Origin of the sequence: Arthrobacter globiformis (genome assembly GCF_030818015.1) — a bacterium.
Lineage (GTDB): Bacteria > Actinomycetota > Actinomycetes > Actinomycetales > Micrococcaceae > Arthrobacter > Arthrobacter globiformis_C.
Window position 1 is genome coordinate 4,779,693 of the sequence record NZ_JAUSZX010000001.1, and the last position, 15,234, is coordinate 4,794,926.

Here is a 15,234-nt window from a genome sequence, read left to right on the forward strand (position 1 = left end):
GGCCCTAGTCCCGGCGGCGGACCGTGAGGCCGCTGCCCAGCAGAGCGCCGCCGTCGGGCCCGGAGAGTGCTTCCATGCCCTCGACGGTGAGTTCCCCAAGGTCCGCGGCAGTATCCACCAGGACCGTGTCGCCGTCGGAGATTTCACCGGCAAGGATGGCCTTGGCCAGCCGGTCGCCGATTTCGCGCTGCACGAGGCGTCGCAGCGGCCGGGCGCCGTATGCCGCGTCGAAGCCGGACATCGCCAGCCAGGAACGGGCGCCTTCGGTGACCTCGAGCGAGAGGCGCCGCTCGTGCAGGCGCTTGGCCAGCTCCGCCACCTGCAGCTCGACAATGCGGGCGAGCTCCTCGACGGACAGCGGATCGAACAGCACCACCTCGTCCAGCCGGTTCAGGAATTCCGGCTTGAAAGAGGCGTTCACCGTGGCCATGACCGCATTGCGCTTGGCGTTCGCATCCAGCGTCGGGTCAACGAGGAACTGACTGCCCAGATTGGAGGTGAGCACCAGGATCACGTTGCGGAAGTCCACGGTGCGGCCCTGGCCGTCGGTGAGGCGGCCGTCGTCGAGCACCTGCAGCAGGATGTCAAACACCTCGGGGTGGGCCTTCTCCACCTCGTCCAGCAGCACCACGGAGTATGGCCGGCGGCGGACGGCCTCGGTTAGCTGGCCGCCCTCCTCGTAGCCGACGTAGCCGGGCGGTGCGCCGACGAGACGTGCCACGGAGTGCTTCTCGCTGTACTCGGACATGTCGATCCGCACCATGGCGCGCTCGTCGTCGAACAGGAAGTCAGCAAGCGCCTTGGCGAGCTCGGTCTTGCCGACGCCGGTGGGGCCGAGGAACAGGAAGGAGCCGGTGGGCCGGTTGGGGTCGCTGATGCCGGCCCGGGCACGGCGCACGGCGTCGGACACGGCGGTGACGGCCTTGGACTGGCCGATCAGCCGCTTGCCGAGTTCCTCCTCCATGTGCAGCAGCTTCTGGCTTTCGCCCTGCAGCATACGGCCGGCCGGAATGCCGGTCCACGCCGCGATGACCTCGGCGATGTCAGTGGCGGTGACGTCCTCCGCCACCATCAGGGCGGACTTATCGGCGACGGCGGCCTCGGCCTCAGCGGCGGCGTTCAGTTCGCGCTCCAGTGCAGGAATTTCGCCATAAAGGATCCGGGACGCTGTCTCCAGGTCACCCTCGCGCTGCGCCTTGTCCGCCGTGGATCGCAGCTCATCCAGCTTTGCCTTCAGGTCGCCCACGCGGTTCAGGCCGGCCTTCTCCGCCTCCCAGCGGGCGTTCAGGCCAGCCAGCTGCTCCTTCTTGTCTGCCATGTCGGCCCGCAGGGCCGCAAGGCGCTCGACGGACGCGGCGTCTGTCTCGCCCTGCAGGGCGAGCTCCTCCATGGTGAGCCGGTCGACGGAGCGCTGTAGCTGGTCGATCTCCTCCGGGGCGGAGTCGATCTCCATCCGCAGCCGGGAGGCGGCCTCGTCCACGAGATCGATCGCCTTGTCCGGGAGTTGCCGGCCGGAAATGTAGCGGTTGGACAGCGTCGCGGCAGCCACCAGCGCGGAGTCGGCAATGGCGACCTTGTGGTGGGCCTCGTACCGCTCCTTCAGGCCGCGGAGGATGCCGATGGTGTCGTCCACGCTGGGCTCACCGACGTACACCTGCTGGAAGCGCCGCTCCAGGGCGGGGTCCTTCTCGATGTTCTCGCGGTACTCGTCGAGGGTGGTGGCACCGATCAGCCGCAGCTCACCCCGGGCCAGCATCGGCTTGAGCATGTTGCCGGCGTCCATGGCGCTTTCGCCACTGGCCCCGGCCCCAACCACGGTGTGCAGCTCATCGATGAACGTGACGATCCGGCCTTCGGAGTTCTTGATCTCCTCGAGGACGGCCTTGAGCCGCTCCTCAAACTCGCCGCGGTACTTGGCGCCGGCCACCATGGAGGCCAGGTCAAGGGCGATCAGGGTCTTGCCGCGAAGGCTCTCGGGCACGTCGCCGGCGACCATCCGCTGCGCCAGCCCTTCAACGACGGCGGTCTTGCCGACGCCCGGTTCGCCGATCAGCACGGGGTTGTTCTTAGTCCGGCGGCTGAGCACCTGCACGACGCGCCGGATTTCACTGTCACGGCCGATGACCGGATCGAGCTTCCCGGAACGCGCCACAGCGGTGAGGTCGGTGCCGAACTTCTCCAGGGCCTGGAAGGTGTTTTCGGGATCGGGCGAGTTGACCTTGCGGTCGCCGCGGACACCCGGAAGGGTCGCCGCCAGCGCCTCGTGTGACGCGCCGGCGTCGCGCAGCAGCCTGCCCACGCCGTCGCTTCCGGCCGAGAGCCCCAGCAGCAGGTGCTCGGTGGAGACAAAGGAATCGCCCAGCTTGTCTGCCTCGTTCTGGGCGTTCTGGATCGCCTGCAGGGAAGGCCGGGACAGCTGGGCCTGCTGGACCGAGCTTCCGGACGTGGCGGGCAGTGCCTTGATGGCGGTACTGGCCTGGACGCTGACAGCGTCCGGGTCCGCTCCGGTGGCGCGGAGGAGTGCGACGGCGACACCCTCCCGCTGATCCATCAGTGCCTTGAGCAGATGGGCAGGTTCCACCTGCGGGTTCCCGGCCGTGGAGGCGTTCATGGCGGCAGCCGAAAGAGCCTCCTGGCTCTTGGTGGTGAATTTGACGTCCAAAGAGAGCTCCTTTCGAAGACGGTTTAGCTAACTTGAGTCTACTACGCTCAACTTTGCTTTTCAGGTCTTCACAGCCAAGTTTTCCCACAGCGAAATGCCGACTGGTGGTCGGGCGAATTTTCCGTGAACGGTGGCTCTTGAACTGTATCGCCGCAGGCCGAATCCCCCTAGGATCGATCTGTGGCTGCGAGGGTCACGGCCCCACTACTCCAGAGACAGGACCGGCAATGAAGAAGTTCGTAGTTCTTTACAACGCACCACAGTCGGCACAATCCCAGATGGCGGAGAGTTCCCCAGAGGCCGCGCAGGAGGGCATGAAAGCGTGGATGGAGTGGGCGTCCCGGGCCGGCAGCGGCATCGTGGACATGGGCCAGCCCCTGGGTGCCGGCAAGGAGGTCAGCCAGTCGGGCACCTCGGACACGAACACGAGCGTGGGTGGATACGGCATCCTGCAGGCCGAGGACATGGACGGCGCTTTGGCCCTGCTCGAGGGGCACCCGCACCTCATGATGCCCGGCGCCAGCATCCAGGTGTACGAGACCCTGGACCTCCCCGGGATGTAACTCCTACGAGCCCCGAACTCCCGAGACACTGGTGATCCAGGCGAGGTTGCGGACCACGGAGGCGTGGTCGTTGTAGTAGCCGGTGTAATTCGAGGGGTTCCGGGCCGGCAGCATGTCCGACGTGGACAGGACCCCCGCAAGTTTGCCGTTCACGATCAGCGGCCCGCCCGAGTCGCCACTGAGCGTGTGGCCGCTCTCCGACCGCGTCCGGACAGACGGGCCGCCATAGTTGTCCACGCCCTGCCAGACCACCGAGACGCCCGCCGCCTTGAGGTAATAGGACATGGCGCCGGACCCCTCGGACTGATCCCCCCAACCATAGACCGTCGCGCGGGTTCCGGTGGCAGGAAAAGAACTGGACAGGCCCACATAGGAGCCGTAGTACGGCGTGGACAGCTTCAGCAGCAGGACATCCCCTGCCGGTGCCGCGTAGCGCGCGGCCACCGAACGGACCGCACCTCCGGTTCCGAGGTAGCTGCTGCCCAGCCGGACCGACCTCAGGCTCGTGGAGTTGCAGTGTTTGGCCGTGATGACCCAGCTCGCCGCGATGTGGCTGCCGGTGCACCCCACGTTGGTGCCTGCGGAGTCGAAGGAAACTTGCGCCGCGAAGGGGGCGGCTGAAACTGTGGTGGTACTGCCGCCGGCGATGTCCCTGCTGAACGTGCCGTCACCGACAGGGGCTTCCACCTCCTTGGCCGGCACCTCATTGGCCAGAACTTCTTTGCCCACCGCGGCCTGAGCCGGCGGGCCGCAGGGAACGGGAGCCAGCAGCGCCGCGCCGGCCGCGGCCGTGGCCAGGATTTTCGCAATCTTCAACGTGAGGCTCCTTAGCGTTGGGTGCGAGAGGTCCGACTGCGAGCGTACGCACAGTGACAAGATTTGTCATATTTGTTACTTATACTGTCACTGTCATCCGACGCGGGGACCGGGGTATGGTCTGGGGGCCAGCAGAAATAACTGTTCCCCCGGCCTGCAGCGGCATCAGGCCCAGTTCCCTGATGTGAGGGATCATGACTGGACCATCGAAGCAGCGGAGATGGTCCGGCATGGCTCCGGCCGTACTCTCACTGGGGCTGCTGCTCACTGCTTGCCAACAGGGTCCGCCCCCGCCACTGCCGGGAAGGCCGGTTTCGCCCGGCCCGTCCGGACCGCCGGCAACCGCGCCGCCCAGGCCGGCAGAGTCCTCCTCCCCTGCTGGGCCCGCCTCCGCCACAGCGCCAGCCGCCGTCCATTTCACGGCCCAGGGCGACATCGGGCTGAGCACGGGAGCCCGCGTGGTGCTTGACGCCATCAACGACCTCCGTCCCGAGCTGAACTTGGCCCTTGGCGACTTCTCGTACGAGGCCGGGCGCGAGCAGGAGTTCTGCGATATGGTCACCGGCAAGCTGGGCGGGAACTTTCCCTATCAGGTGGTCACGGGAAACCACGAGAGTGACGGCCACGACGGCGACATCGCCAACATCGTCAACTGCCTCCCCAACAAGCTGCCGGGGCTCCAAGGCGAGTACGGAATTCAGTGGTATGCCGACTACCCGGAACGAAACCCGCTGGTGCGCTTCATCATGGTGTCCCCCGGCATCAAGTTCCACGACGGAAACACCCTGGACTACTCCAGGGGCAGCGAGCGCTGGGGGTGGACAGCGGCCGCCCTTGACGGCGCGAGGTTCAAGAAGATCCCCTGGACCGTCGTCGGCATGCACACCCCGTGCCTCAGCGTGGGCAAGTACGACTGCCAGGCCGGGCGCGACTTCACGAACCTGCTCATCGACAAGAAGGCGGACCTGGTGGTGACGGGCCACGACCACAACTACCAGCGGAGCCATCAGCTGGGCCGCGGCCAGGGCTGCCCGGCGCTGGTGCCGGACACCTTCTCCGGAGGCTGCCTCGCCGACTCGGACAATGCCATGGTCCAGGGCGCCGGAACGGTGTTCGCCACCGTGGGAACCGGCGGCGTGGGGCTCTATGAGGTCAACGACCAGGACCCCGAATCCCCCTACTTTGCTGCCTGGTCCGGGAAGAACCGTGACGCCGCGCTCGGCACCCTGGACGTGACAGCCACCGCGGACCGGCTCTCAGCCCGGTTCGTTCCGGCGGCCGGCTACACGTTCACGGACGGCTTCGAGATCGAACGGAAGTAGCGGCAGGAGCCGCGGCCGGGCCATGTCCCGCTAGTCCGCTGCTGCCGGCGGGAAGCCTTGGGCCGTGCGGCGGCCACGACCCCTCTAGCCGCGTTTCCAGATAGCGATCCAGTCCAGGTAGAGGTGCCCTGCCGTCCCAGGCTTGGGACACACATTAAACATGCAGGATTCCGTTTGGAGTATGTAGTGCATGGGGGTGTTCGGCACTCGGGAAGTGCCTGCTCCGAGCGAGCGGCCATCAAGGAAGAACTCGACCCGTCCCGGCGTCCACTCCATAGTGGCGACGTGCCAAGAGGTGAATGAAGCATTGGCATAGAAGACATCTGTGTCGCGCGGGTCCTTGCCCATCTTGTGCACTGCTCCGTAAAACGAGGATGTAGCCAGGTCGCTTTCCGGGAAGTCGATTTCTCCGTCCCGGGGCCACATCTTGCTGTCCGGCCACAGGAGCCAAGCTGTCTTGAAGCCTTTCAGGGGATCTGCCTTGAACCGGACGGAGTACCTGCCGTAGAGGAGGCTGTTGGCGCGGGGAGGGTTGGTGCTGGCGTTCGGAATCTTGGGAGTAGGTGCTGCCCCCATTGAGATGCCGTTTTCCGTGTGCAGATACCAGTCCAGCATGCCATTTTTAACACTGAGGACCTTGGATGGATAGTAGCGTGAATTCTGGCCTGTCTGGCCAGCGGAATCGGGCCACCCGTCCTTATAGCCGGCGCTCCACTTATCGATGTAGGCCGGGCCGGGAAATGCGCCAATGGGAACGTCGCCGCCTTCAAAGTCCTCCACGAACACCTGCTTCCAGCCGGGCAAGTCGCCTTTAGGCAATTTGTGCACCGCCGGGTCGACGGCAGGCACCGGCCGTTCCGGGGCGGGCCGTGCTCCCGCCGATGGCGCCGCCTTGGGCTGTGCAGTTGCCGTTGGTTCAGCTGCCGCCCGTGCCACTGCAGACGGTGCCGCTGCAGACGGCCTGGCTTGAGAGGGCGTAGCCGGGGACTGTGACTTAGTGGACGGCGTGGTTGCTGAGGGTTGCGTTTCGGGCAGCAGCCGGTCCAACGGCAGCCGCTGCGCTTCCTTGGCCGCGGGAGCGCATGCGGTGAGCATCGCCACCGCGGCGAGCGCGGCAAACCGCCTTACGCGGTGTTTTTGGTGGTTACCGTGCGCTGGAGTGGTGGCCATGTGGAAACTATGGCATTTGGGCCTTGGGGATTCCAAGGAATCTCCGACCCCCAAAACTGAGGTCTGTTAAAGGAATCCCAAGCTTTTTACAAGTTGGCGGGCCGAACATGTTCCGAGGGGGAGTGCAAGCAAGTTGCCAGGACCGCAGCAGCAGGCGCTTAGATTTCCCGTAACCACCCGGGAAAGCTGCTCGGGAGGGCATAGGCATACGACCCCGATGAGTGGTGAGGCTAGTGACCATCCCCATACAAGTTTCGACTGTTCGTGCACCAAGTCCGGTGCCCGTTCCTCTGGCCTCCATCAGCGTGGTGATCCCCACACTGAACGAAGCCTTGAACCTCCCGTGGGTTCTGCGCCGCATGCCCTCATACGTCGACGAAGTGGTGATCGTCGACGGCCGCTCGCTGGACAACACGGTCGACGTCGCCCGTGCCCTGCGCCTCGATGTGGTGGTGGTCTCGGAAACCCATGCCGGCAAGGGTTTCGCCGTACGGGCCGGGCTTGCCGCGGCCTCCGGAGACATCATCGTCATGCTGGACGCCGATGGAAGCATGGATCCGCAGGAAATCGGCTGGTTCGTCTCGCCGCTTCAGCACGAATTCGACTTCGTCAAGGGCTCCCGATACGTCACAGGCGGGGGGTCCGAGGACATCACACTGCTCCGCAGCGCAGGCAACCGCGCCCTGACCCGCCTGGCCAACGTCGTCCTGCACAGCAACTATTCGGATCTTTGCTATGGCTACATCGCAATGCGGCGGGAGTGCCTGCAGATCCTGGAGCTGGAGTCGGAGGGGTTCGAAATTGAAACCGAGCTGATCGTGCGCGCCTCCAGGGCGGGTCTTCGGATCGCCGAGGTGCCCAGCAATGAACTGACCCGGATATCTGGCAACTCAAACCTCAACACCTTCCGCGACGGGTGGCGTGTATTGCGGACCCTGGCCCGTGAATGCGTGGGCTGGGAAGCGCCCACGGCGGGCGCACGGCCCGAGTCGCTCAGGCGCGTGAAGTACAGATACCCCAGCATTTCCCTCCCCCACGTTCCGACGGACCCGGCGACCGTCCTTGGCCTGATGGCAGGTGATTAAGATGCACTCTTCTGAAGGACTCCCCGCCGTTTCCGTGGTGATCTGCTCGTACACGGAAGAGCGGTGGGACAGGCTGATGGCCGCCGTCGAATCCGTCCGCGCCCAGACAGTGCCGCCGCAGCAGACGATCGTGGTTGTCGACTACAACATGGACCTGTACAAGAGGCTCATCTTCACGGTCGATGATGTCGTGATCCTGGAAAACACCGGCCCCAAGGGCCTCTCCGGAGCACGGAACACGGGCGCCGCGGCGGCGACGGCCGGCATCATTGCCTTCCTCGATGACGATGCCGTGGCAGCCCCGGACTGGCTGGAGCGGCTCAGGTCCCTCTACGACGACCCCGATGTGCTTGCGGTGGGGGGACGCGTCCTGCCGGAATGGGAAACAAGCCGGCCCGACTATTTTGCCGAGGAGTTGGACTGGATCATCGGCTGCACGCACCGCGGCATGCCCAAGGTGGCGGCCGAAGTGCGCAACGTCATCGGTGCCAACATGTCCTTCCGATCCCAGGTCCTCCAGGTGGTGGGAGGTTTCAACACTGCGCTGGGCCGCCAGAACTCGCTGCCCCTGGGCTGCGAGGAGACGGAGATCTGCATCAGGGCGGTCATCGGTTCGCCGGGAGGCCGCGTGGTGTTCGAACCGGCGGCACTGGTGAACCATTACGTTCCCGCCCAACGGGGCACGCTGAGCTACATGCTGCGACGTGCCTGGTCTGAGGGGATATCAAAAGCTTTGGTCAGCAAGATCGTCGGCCACAAGCGCGCCCTTGGGCCCGAGCGCCGGTACGTCCGGAGTGTGCTGCCGCGTGCCGTGGCCTCAGGCATATCGGGCAGGATCCGGGGAACGGACCCCGCCGGCCTGCGCCGCGCAATGGCCATCGTCGCCGTGCTGGCCGTCACTACCTGCGGGTACATCCGGGGACGCCGCCTTCCCCTTGATCCGGCGGACGCGGGTCTCGCGCCGCACGAGCCACACGCCAGCTGGAGGGAAGTCAAATGATCCGGATGTACCCGCAGTACACCCCTGACCACGCCGATACTGCCGAGACCGCTGGAGGGCCCGGGGCATGAGCCAGTCCGAAAAAGACATCGTGAGGGATTCGATCCCGTCCACCGGCACCAGCTTCGACGTCCACGGGCTCGTGGGCATCGACGTGGCCGCCGGCACGCCCGGCGAGGCACAGCTGCGCGACATGCTCGCACCATTCCTCGGACCGTCCCGGGCGCCGCTCCGGCTGCATGTCAGCGCGGAAACGGCGGACGTGGCGGACCAGTCGCACGCCGAGGATGCCTTCCGGTTCACGGCCGGGTCCCTCTACATCCCCGCGGACCGGGTCCAGGTGCAGGAAACCCTCGACGGTTACTCGGTCCAGGGCCGCGGCGAGCTGCTGACCGCCGTCATCCCCTTGCTGGACCGGCTGTGCATCCGGCAAAACGCCGCCATGATCCACGCGGCGGTGGTCGACTTCCGAGGCTCGGGAGTCCTCCTTCCCGCCTGGGGCGGCGTGGGCAAGACCAGCACGGTCGCGAAGCTCGTGGCCATGCCCGGCGTGCGCTTCATGGCCGATGACTGGGCGTTCCTGGACGCAGACGGCATGCTCATGGGATACGCGAAGCCCATGTTCCTCAAGCCGCACCACCGCAGGATCTACCCCGAGGTGTTCAGCGGTGCCCGCAAGCCCCTCGCCCCGGGTTGGCTCACGAATACGGTGGCCCACCTCGCCACGGCCGTCCACCCGGTGATCGTCCGCTATCCGAAGACCGCCGCGTTCACGCGCCGCTGGTCCCCGGAGCACCGGATGGTCCACCCGGAACTGGTCTTCGGGCAGGACGGCATATCCTCGGCGGCGCTCACCCGGCTGGCCATCTTCCTGGAACGCTACGACGGTTCTGAAGCCCGGCTGGAGACGCGCAGCCGGGAATGGATGACCTCCCGCATCGTCGGGAACTTTCACTCCGAGCTCCCGGTGGTGTCACGGCGGTTGATCGAGGCCCTTGGCGCGACGGGCCTGGTTCCGCTAGAGGAATTTTTCAGCCAGAAGGCGGCCGTGGTACGCCGCGCCCTTGAGGACGTGCCGTGCTCCCTGCTCAGGATTCCCGCCTCCTGGTCCGCCGACCGGACGTCCGACTACGTTGCCGGCCTGATTAGCTCCAAGCTGGAGGAGTGACATGGGCGTCCACGTGAGTGACCTCGAGGTGTCCGTGGTGGTTCCTGCCGGCGTCATCCAGCCGCCGGGAGCCCAGGGCGGGCTCCTGGACGAGTTTAGGCCGTGCGGCTACGACGGCCTGCAGTTCGGCCTGGTCACCAGGGGGTTGGGGCACCGGATCATGGACTCGTTCGATGCCCGCAAGCATCCCGGCCGTTCGGGACGGCTTGTGCTGCTGCCGCTGCTGGCGAGCATCCGCGGCGTCGGCGTGTCGCTGCTGCATGTGCCCCGGTCGATGTTTGGCGAATTCATGCGTCCGCCCGGCACCGGGCTGTCCGTGGGCGGGAACGCGGCCTGGCTGACCGCCGCCCGGGTGGCCCCGATGGCCACCGGTTTCCTGTTCTGGGCGCTGGCGGCGATCATGCTGCCGCCAGCGCAGCTCGGCATGGGTTCCGCCGTGGTGGCCGCGGCGCTCCTGACCGTGCAGCTTGGGATGTTGGGAGTCGGCCCGGCCACTCTGACCCTGCTCCCCGAACAGTCCGACGGCGGCCGCCGGCTGGTTGCCAGCAGCCTCCTCACCGTCGTGGTCTCCACAATGATTTTATCCGGTGCTGTGGCAGCGGTGACCTACGGGCTGGGGTCCGGCGTGGGCCTGGCCTGGAATGATCCGGTCATAACCGTGATGTTCGCCGCGACGGCACTGTTCGCCGCGGCCGCGTACCAGCTGGACCATGTGGGCGTAGCGCAGGAACGCTCTGACCGCGCGCTGGTCAGGAGCCTGGCCCAGAGCGTGGTGCAGCTGGCTGTGCTGGCCTTCGCCCTGGCCGCCGGCGTCCGGGAAGTGGCAGTGGTGGTGGGGGCGGTGGGCGCCGGCGCCCTGGTCAGCGTGGTCCTCGGGCTGCGCCAGCTCAACCGTGCCGGGGTGTCACCGGACTGGAAGCACGGGCTCCGGGTCGGACCGGCCCTGCGGCTGCTGAAGCCCGGGCTGCCGAACCATGCGCTGATGCTCGCAGACCGCGCCCCCGGTTATCTTCTTCCGCTGATCGTGGCCGCTGCCCTCGGCCCGGCCGCAACCGCGTCCTGGTACATGGTGTGGATGATGGCTTCGGCGGTCTTCTTCTTTCCCCGGTCGTCCGGGTTCTCCCTGCAGACCGCGCTGGCCGGGGGCAGGTCAAGGCCTGGGCTGGTGTCCTCCGCACTCAAGGCCAGCCTCGCCCTCACGTTCGTCGCCGGAGCAATGTTGCTCATTGCTGGCCCCCACCTTCTCGGTTTCCTTGGCCGGGAGTACGGGGCGACCGCCATCCTGCTTCCTGTCCTGGTGCCGGCGCTGCTGCTGGGCTGCGTGACCCAGGTTTACTTCGGTGTGTGCCGGGCCCAGGGCCGCCTGGCCGAGGCCACAGCCGTAGCTGTGTTGGCGGCCGTCCTTATCGTGGGGCCAGCCTCCCTTGCCGCCCGCGAATTCGGCCTCCTCGGCGTCTCAGCGCTCTGGTGCGCCGCCCAGGCGTCCGCTGCTCTGATTGCTATCTGGCGTCTCAGGATGCTGATGCCACCAACCCCCAACGCTGAACGGGTCCAGCTCGCGTCAGCGGCAACAAACCAGCCGACCGGAATCGAGTAACCATGACATCCGAACCTACCTCCGCGGTGCCCACGGTGCCGTTGTCGCCGGCCCCGCAGCGACGCGCTGCAACGAAGCACAGCGGCGCCAAGTACGGCGGCCCGGTCCCGCCCGACGTCGTTCATCACGGCCCCACACCGCCGTGGCAGCTTGTGACTCTCGCGGCCATGGCTGCCGTCGCCCTAACCCTCGGGATCTGGAGCCTGATGAGCGTAGCTCCCGACCGGATTGGCGGGACAGGACTGGTGGAGGCGCTACCGCCAACCTACTTCGTTGCGGTCTTCCTCAGTCTGGCCGGTTTCGTGGCAACGCTAAACCTGCCCCGGCACGCTCCAGTGTTGCTGTCCACCCAGATACTGGTGTTGGTGGTGATCCTGCATGCCGCCGACCCCATCATCCATGGCCTGCCCCGCTTGCAAGCCAGCTACCGGCACCTCGGCGTCGCCGACCACATCGCCAGTTCAGGCCAGCTGGACACCAACCAGGACGCCTATTTCAACTGGCCGGGTTTCTTCGATCTCCTAGGGCTGCTGTCCGGCGCGACTGGCGTCCGGGACCTCATGAGCATCGCCACGTGGGCTCCTCTGGGCGTGAATCTGCTGCTGCTGGCGCCCCTTCTGGCTTTGGCCAGGAGGCTGACATCCCAGCCACGGCAGGCGTGGGCCGGCGTATGGTTCTTCTACCTGACCAGCTGGGTGGGTCAGGATTACCTTGCACCCCAGGCCTACGGCTTCCTGCTCCTCGTCACCCTGCTTGCCTGCCTCCTGAGCGCTTTCAGCGGCTGGGCCTGGCCCACCGGCAGCAACCGGTTCACGAGGTTCCTGGCCCGTGGCGCAACCCGGCTTGATCCAACCGTCCCGCACCAGGGAATGTCCAGCCCGCCGCCAGCGGATGCGGCAGTCCTTCTGGTGGTCAGCGTCGGCCTCCTGATCGCAATAATTGCCTCACACCAGTTGACGCCGTTCGCGGCCATCCCGATCCTTACCGTGTTCCTGATGAGCGGACGGATCCGGGTGCCATCCCTGCCGATCCTCGCAGCGGTGCTGTCGTTAGGGTGGCTGGTGTTCGTGGCGCGTGACTTCTTCGAGGGCCACCTGACCCAGCTGTTCGGATCTTTCGGTGACGTCCAGGGAAACACCCTTGGTGCGGTGTCGCAGCGCGTTGCCGGGAGCGACGACCATGTGCTGGTGGTTTACACGCGCCTGGCCGAAGTGGCGCTGGTTTGGCTGCTCGCCGCGTTGGGCGCCTTCCTGGCACACCGGCGGCGCACCGCGTGGCTCACGGCGGCGCTCGGGGTACTGGCACCACTTACCTTGATTCCCGGCCAAGCCTACGGCGGCGAGTTGTTGCTCCGGCTGTACCTCATCAGCCTGCCGTTCGCGGCCTGCCTTGCCGTGCTGACGCTCATGCCGGACCACCGCGGCGCCCCCGGCTGGAGGCGTGCAGTGGGTCTGTTGGCAATGGGGTCCTTGCTGGCATCCGCCACCGTGGTGACCAGATACGGCAATGACAGCATGGAGAGGTTCACATCCGACGAGGTAGCGCTGGTTAACCGGCTTTACGAAACTGCCCCGACTGGAAGCCTCCTCATAGAGGGAGTGAGCAACACGCCTTGGAAATTCGAAAAGTACGTGGAATACCACTACCGCGTACTGGCGGCGGACCCGCAGGAGTCCGGGCCGCAACCCCTAACCTGTGATGCAGGCAACAGCATCGCACGCAGTTCCGGCAATGGCGCCTATCTGATCATCACCACAAGCCAGAAGCGCGCCGCGGACCTTCTCGAAACGACGCCCCCGGGGGACCTTGACCGCATCATCGCCAACTGCGGCAGCTCGCCGGGCTGGTCGAAGCTGTTCGAGAACGCCGGTGGCGTGGTCTTCCACATTCAAGGAGCAGGCAATGGCAATTGATCGTAAACACATCGCATTAGTTGCGGCGGCCGTCGCCGTGGCCGCGATGCCGCTATCGTTTTTCGGCCCGGAAGGACTGCGGCTGGTGGTCATCGGCCTCCTGATGCTCGCCGGTCCCGGAACAGCGCTGGTTCTCTGGCTCCGGCTCGGCTCACCAGGGACCGACGAAACCGATGTCGCGGAGGGCGCAGGAGCCCACCGCTCGGCTGCCCAGAGCACCCTTCCGTTGGCGATATCCATCGCCGTGGCCTCAAGCCTGGCCCTCTCCACGATCGTGTCGACGGCCATGGTGTTTGCCGGGATGTGGTCCCCGCCCGTGGCGGTGTTCGTGCTGTCCCTGATCACCCTGCTCCTGCTGGTCCTCGGAGCCAAGAGGTTCCCGGCCTCCACGGCAGGTGCGTCATGATTGTCTTTCTGGCTGGCTTTGCCACCGTCGTGGCAGTGGTCGCGTGTGATGCCTTGCGCCTGGTTCGGCCGGACGCCCCGTTGCCGAAAGTTGCGGTCTACACCGCGGCGGCTCTCCTTTCCCTAATCTGCGTATCGCTTGTCACTAGGCTCATCCAAGTGCTTTGACGGCGTTTCGCCCCTGGCGTGGCCGGCACAGGCTGCTGGAACGGTAACCCGGCAGCCCGTGACCGGCCACGCCTGTGCCGGTCACGGGCCGAACACGGGGCCGAACACGGTAGTGAGGACAAACGAATGAGCTAGCGGGCGGGCAGTGTAGACTCCGGGCGTGGTTCGACGGCGTCCTCGAGTACAGCAGCACCGTAACAATCAGTGTCACAAGCCTTGAGCATCGAGCGGCGCACCGCGGAAGGAAAGAAGCGCAGGGGATGTCCGCCGCTGCCGACGCCGGTACGGCTCAGTCACAGTCCGGGCGCCAGTACCGCAGCCCGCCGCTGGTGGCGCCGTCGCCGGCGACGTCGACCACGGCGTACGGGAACGCCCGCCGGTCCGACTGGTCCGGTCCGCGACCGCGGACGTCCGAACACCACGTGCCGGTGTTGACGTACCGGGTGGGGCATGCCTCCAGCGTCGACTCGAGGGCACGGTGGGTGTGGCCCGAGATGTACCAGGCCACCCCGGAACCGTGCGCTTCCAGGGTACGTGCGAACCGGCCCGCTGCAGCAGGAGCCTCCTCGCCGGTTACTCTGCGCCCGGCGGCCGCTAGCAACATGCGAGTCGCCGCGACCGGGAGCGCCGACACCGTCCGGAACCGGGACAGGCGCGCCAGGTCCCGAACGGCCACTCCGTCGAGCGAGAGCCGCAGGGACTCGGCCTGCAACAGCTCGTCGTATGCGAGCTTCCGGACGCGGCGTTCCGCCCGCTCGGACGCCAGGCAGGCCCGGGCAACGGCCCCGGCACGGCTCAGGCGCGACCGCGACGGGTGGGCGTTCCAGGCGGCGAGCGGTGGTAGGTCCAGCTCGTCGGTGCCGTTGACCGCCGTGCGGAGCACCTCGGGCATCCGATGCAGCGCATGGTGCTGGTGCCCATGCTCGGCCACGAGCACGTGGGGCACGTGCAGGAACCACGGGTACACCCGGACCAGTGTCGGCTCGACGGGTGACAGCAGTGCCGACAGGCGGGCGGCAACCGCGGGCCGGGCCAGCTCCACGTCGTGGTTGCCGGACACGAAGTGCAGCTGCACGCCGCGCGCCGCACATGCCTCCAGCGCCCGGAACGTGTCTGGGTGGTGGGCGAGGATGGACTCGAGCCGGGCCAGGCTCTCGTCCTCGGCGAACCCGACCAGTTCGAACGTGTCACCGACGAAGGCGACGTGCAGCTGCGGACCGGAGGTTGCGAGCACCTCACGGCGAAGGAATTCGGGCAGCACTCTGCCGGGGCACCGGGGGTCGTCGTCCGACGCGCCCAGGTGGAGGTCGCTGAGGAGCCACCACCGCGCCGCGCGGCTCACGCGAGAAGTCCCAGCACGCGTGG

12 protein-coding genes are annotated in these 15,234 nt (G+C 66.6%); 8 read left to right on the forward strand and 4 right to left on the reverse strand.

Going from position 1 to position 15,234, the window contains the following annotated elements; genetic code table 11:
• Positions 1-4: 4 nt before the first annotated feature.
• On the reverse strand, positions 5-2,662 hold the full coding sequence (clpB, locus tag QFZ23_RS22330; protein WP_306926335.1) for an ATP-dependent chaperone ClpB: 2,658 nt from the start codon (positions 2,660-2,662) through the stop codon (positions 5-7).
• Between the two features lie 227 nt (positions 2,663-2,889).
• Here clpB and QFZ23_RS22335 point away from each other — a divergent pair, with 227 nt between their 5' ends.
• Positions 2,890-3,225, forward strand: a complete 336-nt coding sequence (locus QFZ23_RS22335; protein ID WP_306926337.1) for a hypothetical protein — start codon at positions 2,890-2,892, stop codon at positions 3,223-3,225.
• Positions 3,226-3,228: 3 nt separating this feature from the next.
• On the opposite strand, the gene QFZ23_RS22340 is transcribed toward QFZ23_RS22335, so the two are convergent.
• Positions 3,229-4,041, reverse strand: a complete 813-nt coding sequence (locus QFZ23_RS22340; protein WP_306926339.1) for a S1 family peptidase — start codon at positions 4,039-4,041, stop codon at positions 3,229-3,231.
• A gap of 440 nt (positions 4,042-4,481) precedes the next feature.
• Between QFZ23_RS22340 and QFZ23_RS22345 the strand changes: the two genes are divergently transcribed.
• Positions 4,482-5,363, forward strand: coding sequence for a metallophosphoesterase (locus QFZ23_RS22345; protein WP_373427952.1), 882 nt, complete (start codon positions 4,482-4,484; stop codon positions 5,361-5,363).
• 84 nt (positions 5,364-5,447) lie between these two features.
• On the opposite strand, the gene QFZ23_RS22350 is transcribed toward QFZ23_RS22345, so the two are convergent.
• Positions 5,448-6,212, reverse strand: coding sequence for a glycoside hydrolase family 16 protein (locus tag QFZ23_RS22350; RefSeq protein ID WP_306926342.1), 765 nt, complete (start codon positions 6,210-6,212; stop codon positions 5,448-5,450).
• Between the two features lie 599 nt (positions 6,213-6,811).
• Here QFZ23_RS22350 and QFZ23_RS22355 point away from each other — a divergent pair.
• From QFZ23_RS22355 to QFZ23_RS22380, 6 genes are all read left to right on the forward strand, one after another.
• The gene (locus tag QFZ23_RS22355; RefSeq protein ID WP_306926343.1) at positions 6,812-7,618 is read left to right on the forward strand and encodes a glycosyltransferase family 2 protein; all 807 of its coding nucleotides are present in this window, start codon (positions 6,812-6,814) and stop codon (positions 7,616-7,618) included.
• Between the two features lies 1 nt (position 7,619).
• Positions 7,620-8,618, forward strand: a complete 999-nt coding sequence (locus QFZ23_RS22360; protein ID WP_306926345.1) for a glycosyltransferase — start codon at positions 7,620-7,622, stop codon at positions 8,616-8,618.
• 67 nt (positions 8,619-8,685) lie between these two features.
• A complete protein-coding gene (locus QFZ23_RS22365) occupies positions 8,686-9,786 on the forward strand; it encodes a hypothetical protein (protein ID WP_306926347.1) in 1,101 nt (366 codons plus the stop codon).
• Position 9,787: 1 nt separating this feature from the next.
• Positions 9,788-11,383 carry a hypothetical protein gene (locus QFZ23_RS22370; RefSeq protein WP_306926348.1) on the forward strand — a complete coding sequence of 532 codons (1,596 nt, stop codon included), beginning with the start codon at positions 9,788-9,790 and terminating at the stop codon, positions 11,381-11,383.
• Between the two features lie 2 nt (positions 11,384-11,385).
• A complete protein-coding gene (locus QFZ23_RS22375; protein ID WP_306926350.1) occupies positions 11,386-13,296 on the forward strand; it encodes a hypothetical protein in 1,911 nt (636 codons plus the stop codon).
• The gene (locus QFZ23_RS22380; protein WP_306926352.1) at positions 13,286-13,702 is read left to right on the forward strand and encodes a hypothetical protein; all 417 of its coding nucleotides are present in this window, start codon (positions 13,286-13,288) and stop codon (positions 13,700-13,702) included. The genes QFZ23_RS22375 and QFZ23_RS22380 overlap by 11 nt, the downstream gene beginning before the upstream one ends.
• 456 nt (positions 13,703-14,158) lie before the next feature.
• Here the strand turns inward: QFZ23_RS22380 and QFZ23_RS22385 are convergent, their stop codons facing one another.
• Entirely contained in the window at positions 14,159-15,211 is a 1,053-nt protein-coding gene (locus QFZ23_RS22385) for a hypothetical protein (protein ID WP_306926354.1), read from the reverse strand.
• Positions 15,212-15,234 lie beyond the last annotated feature (23 nt).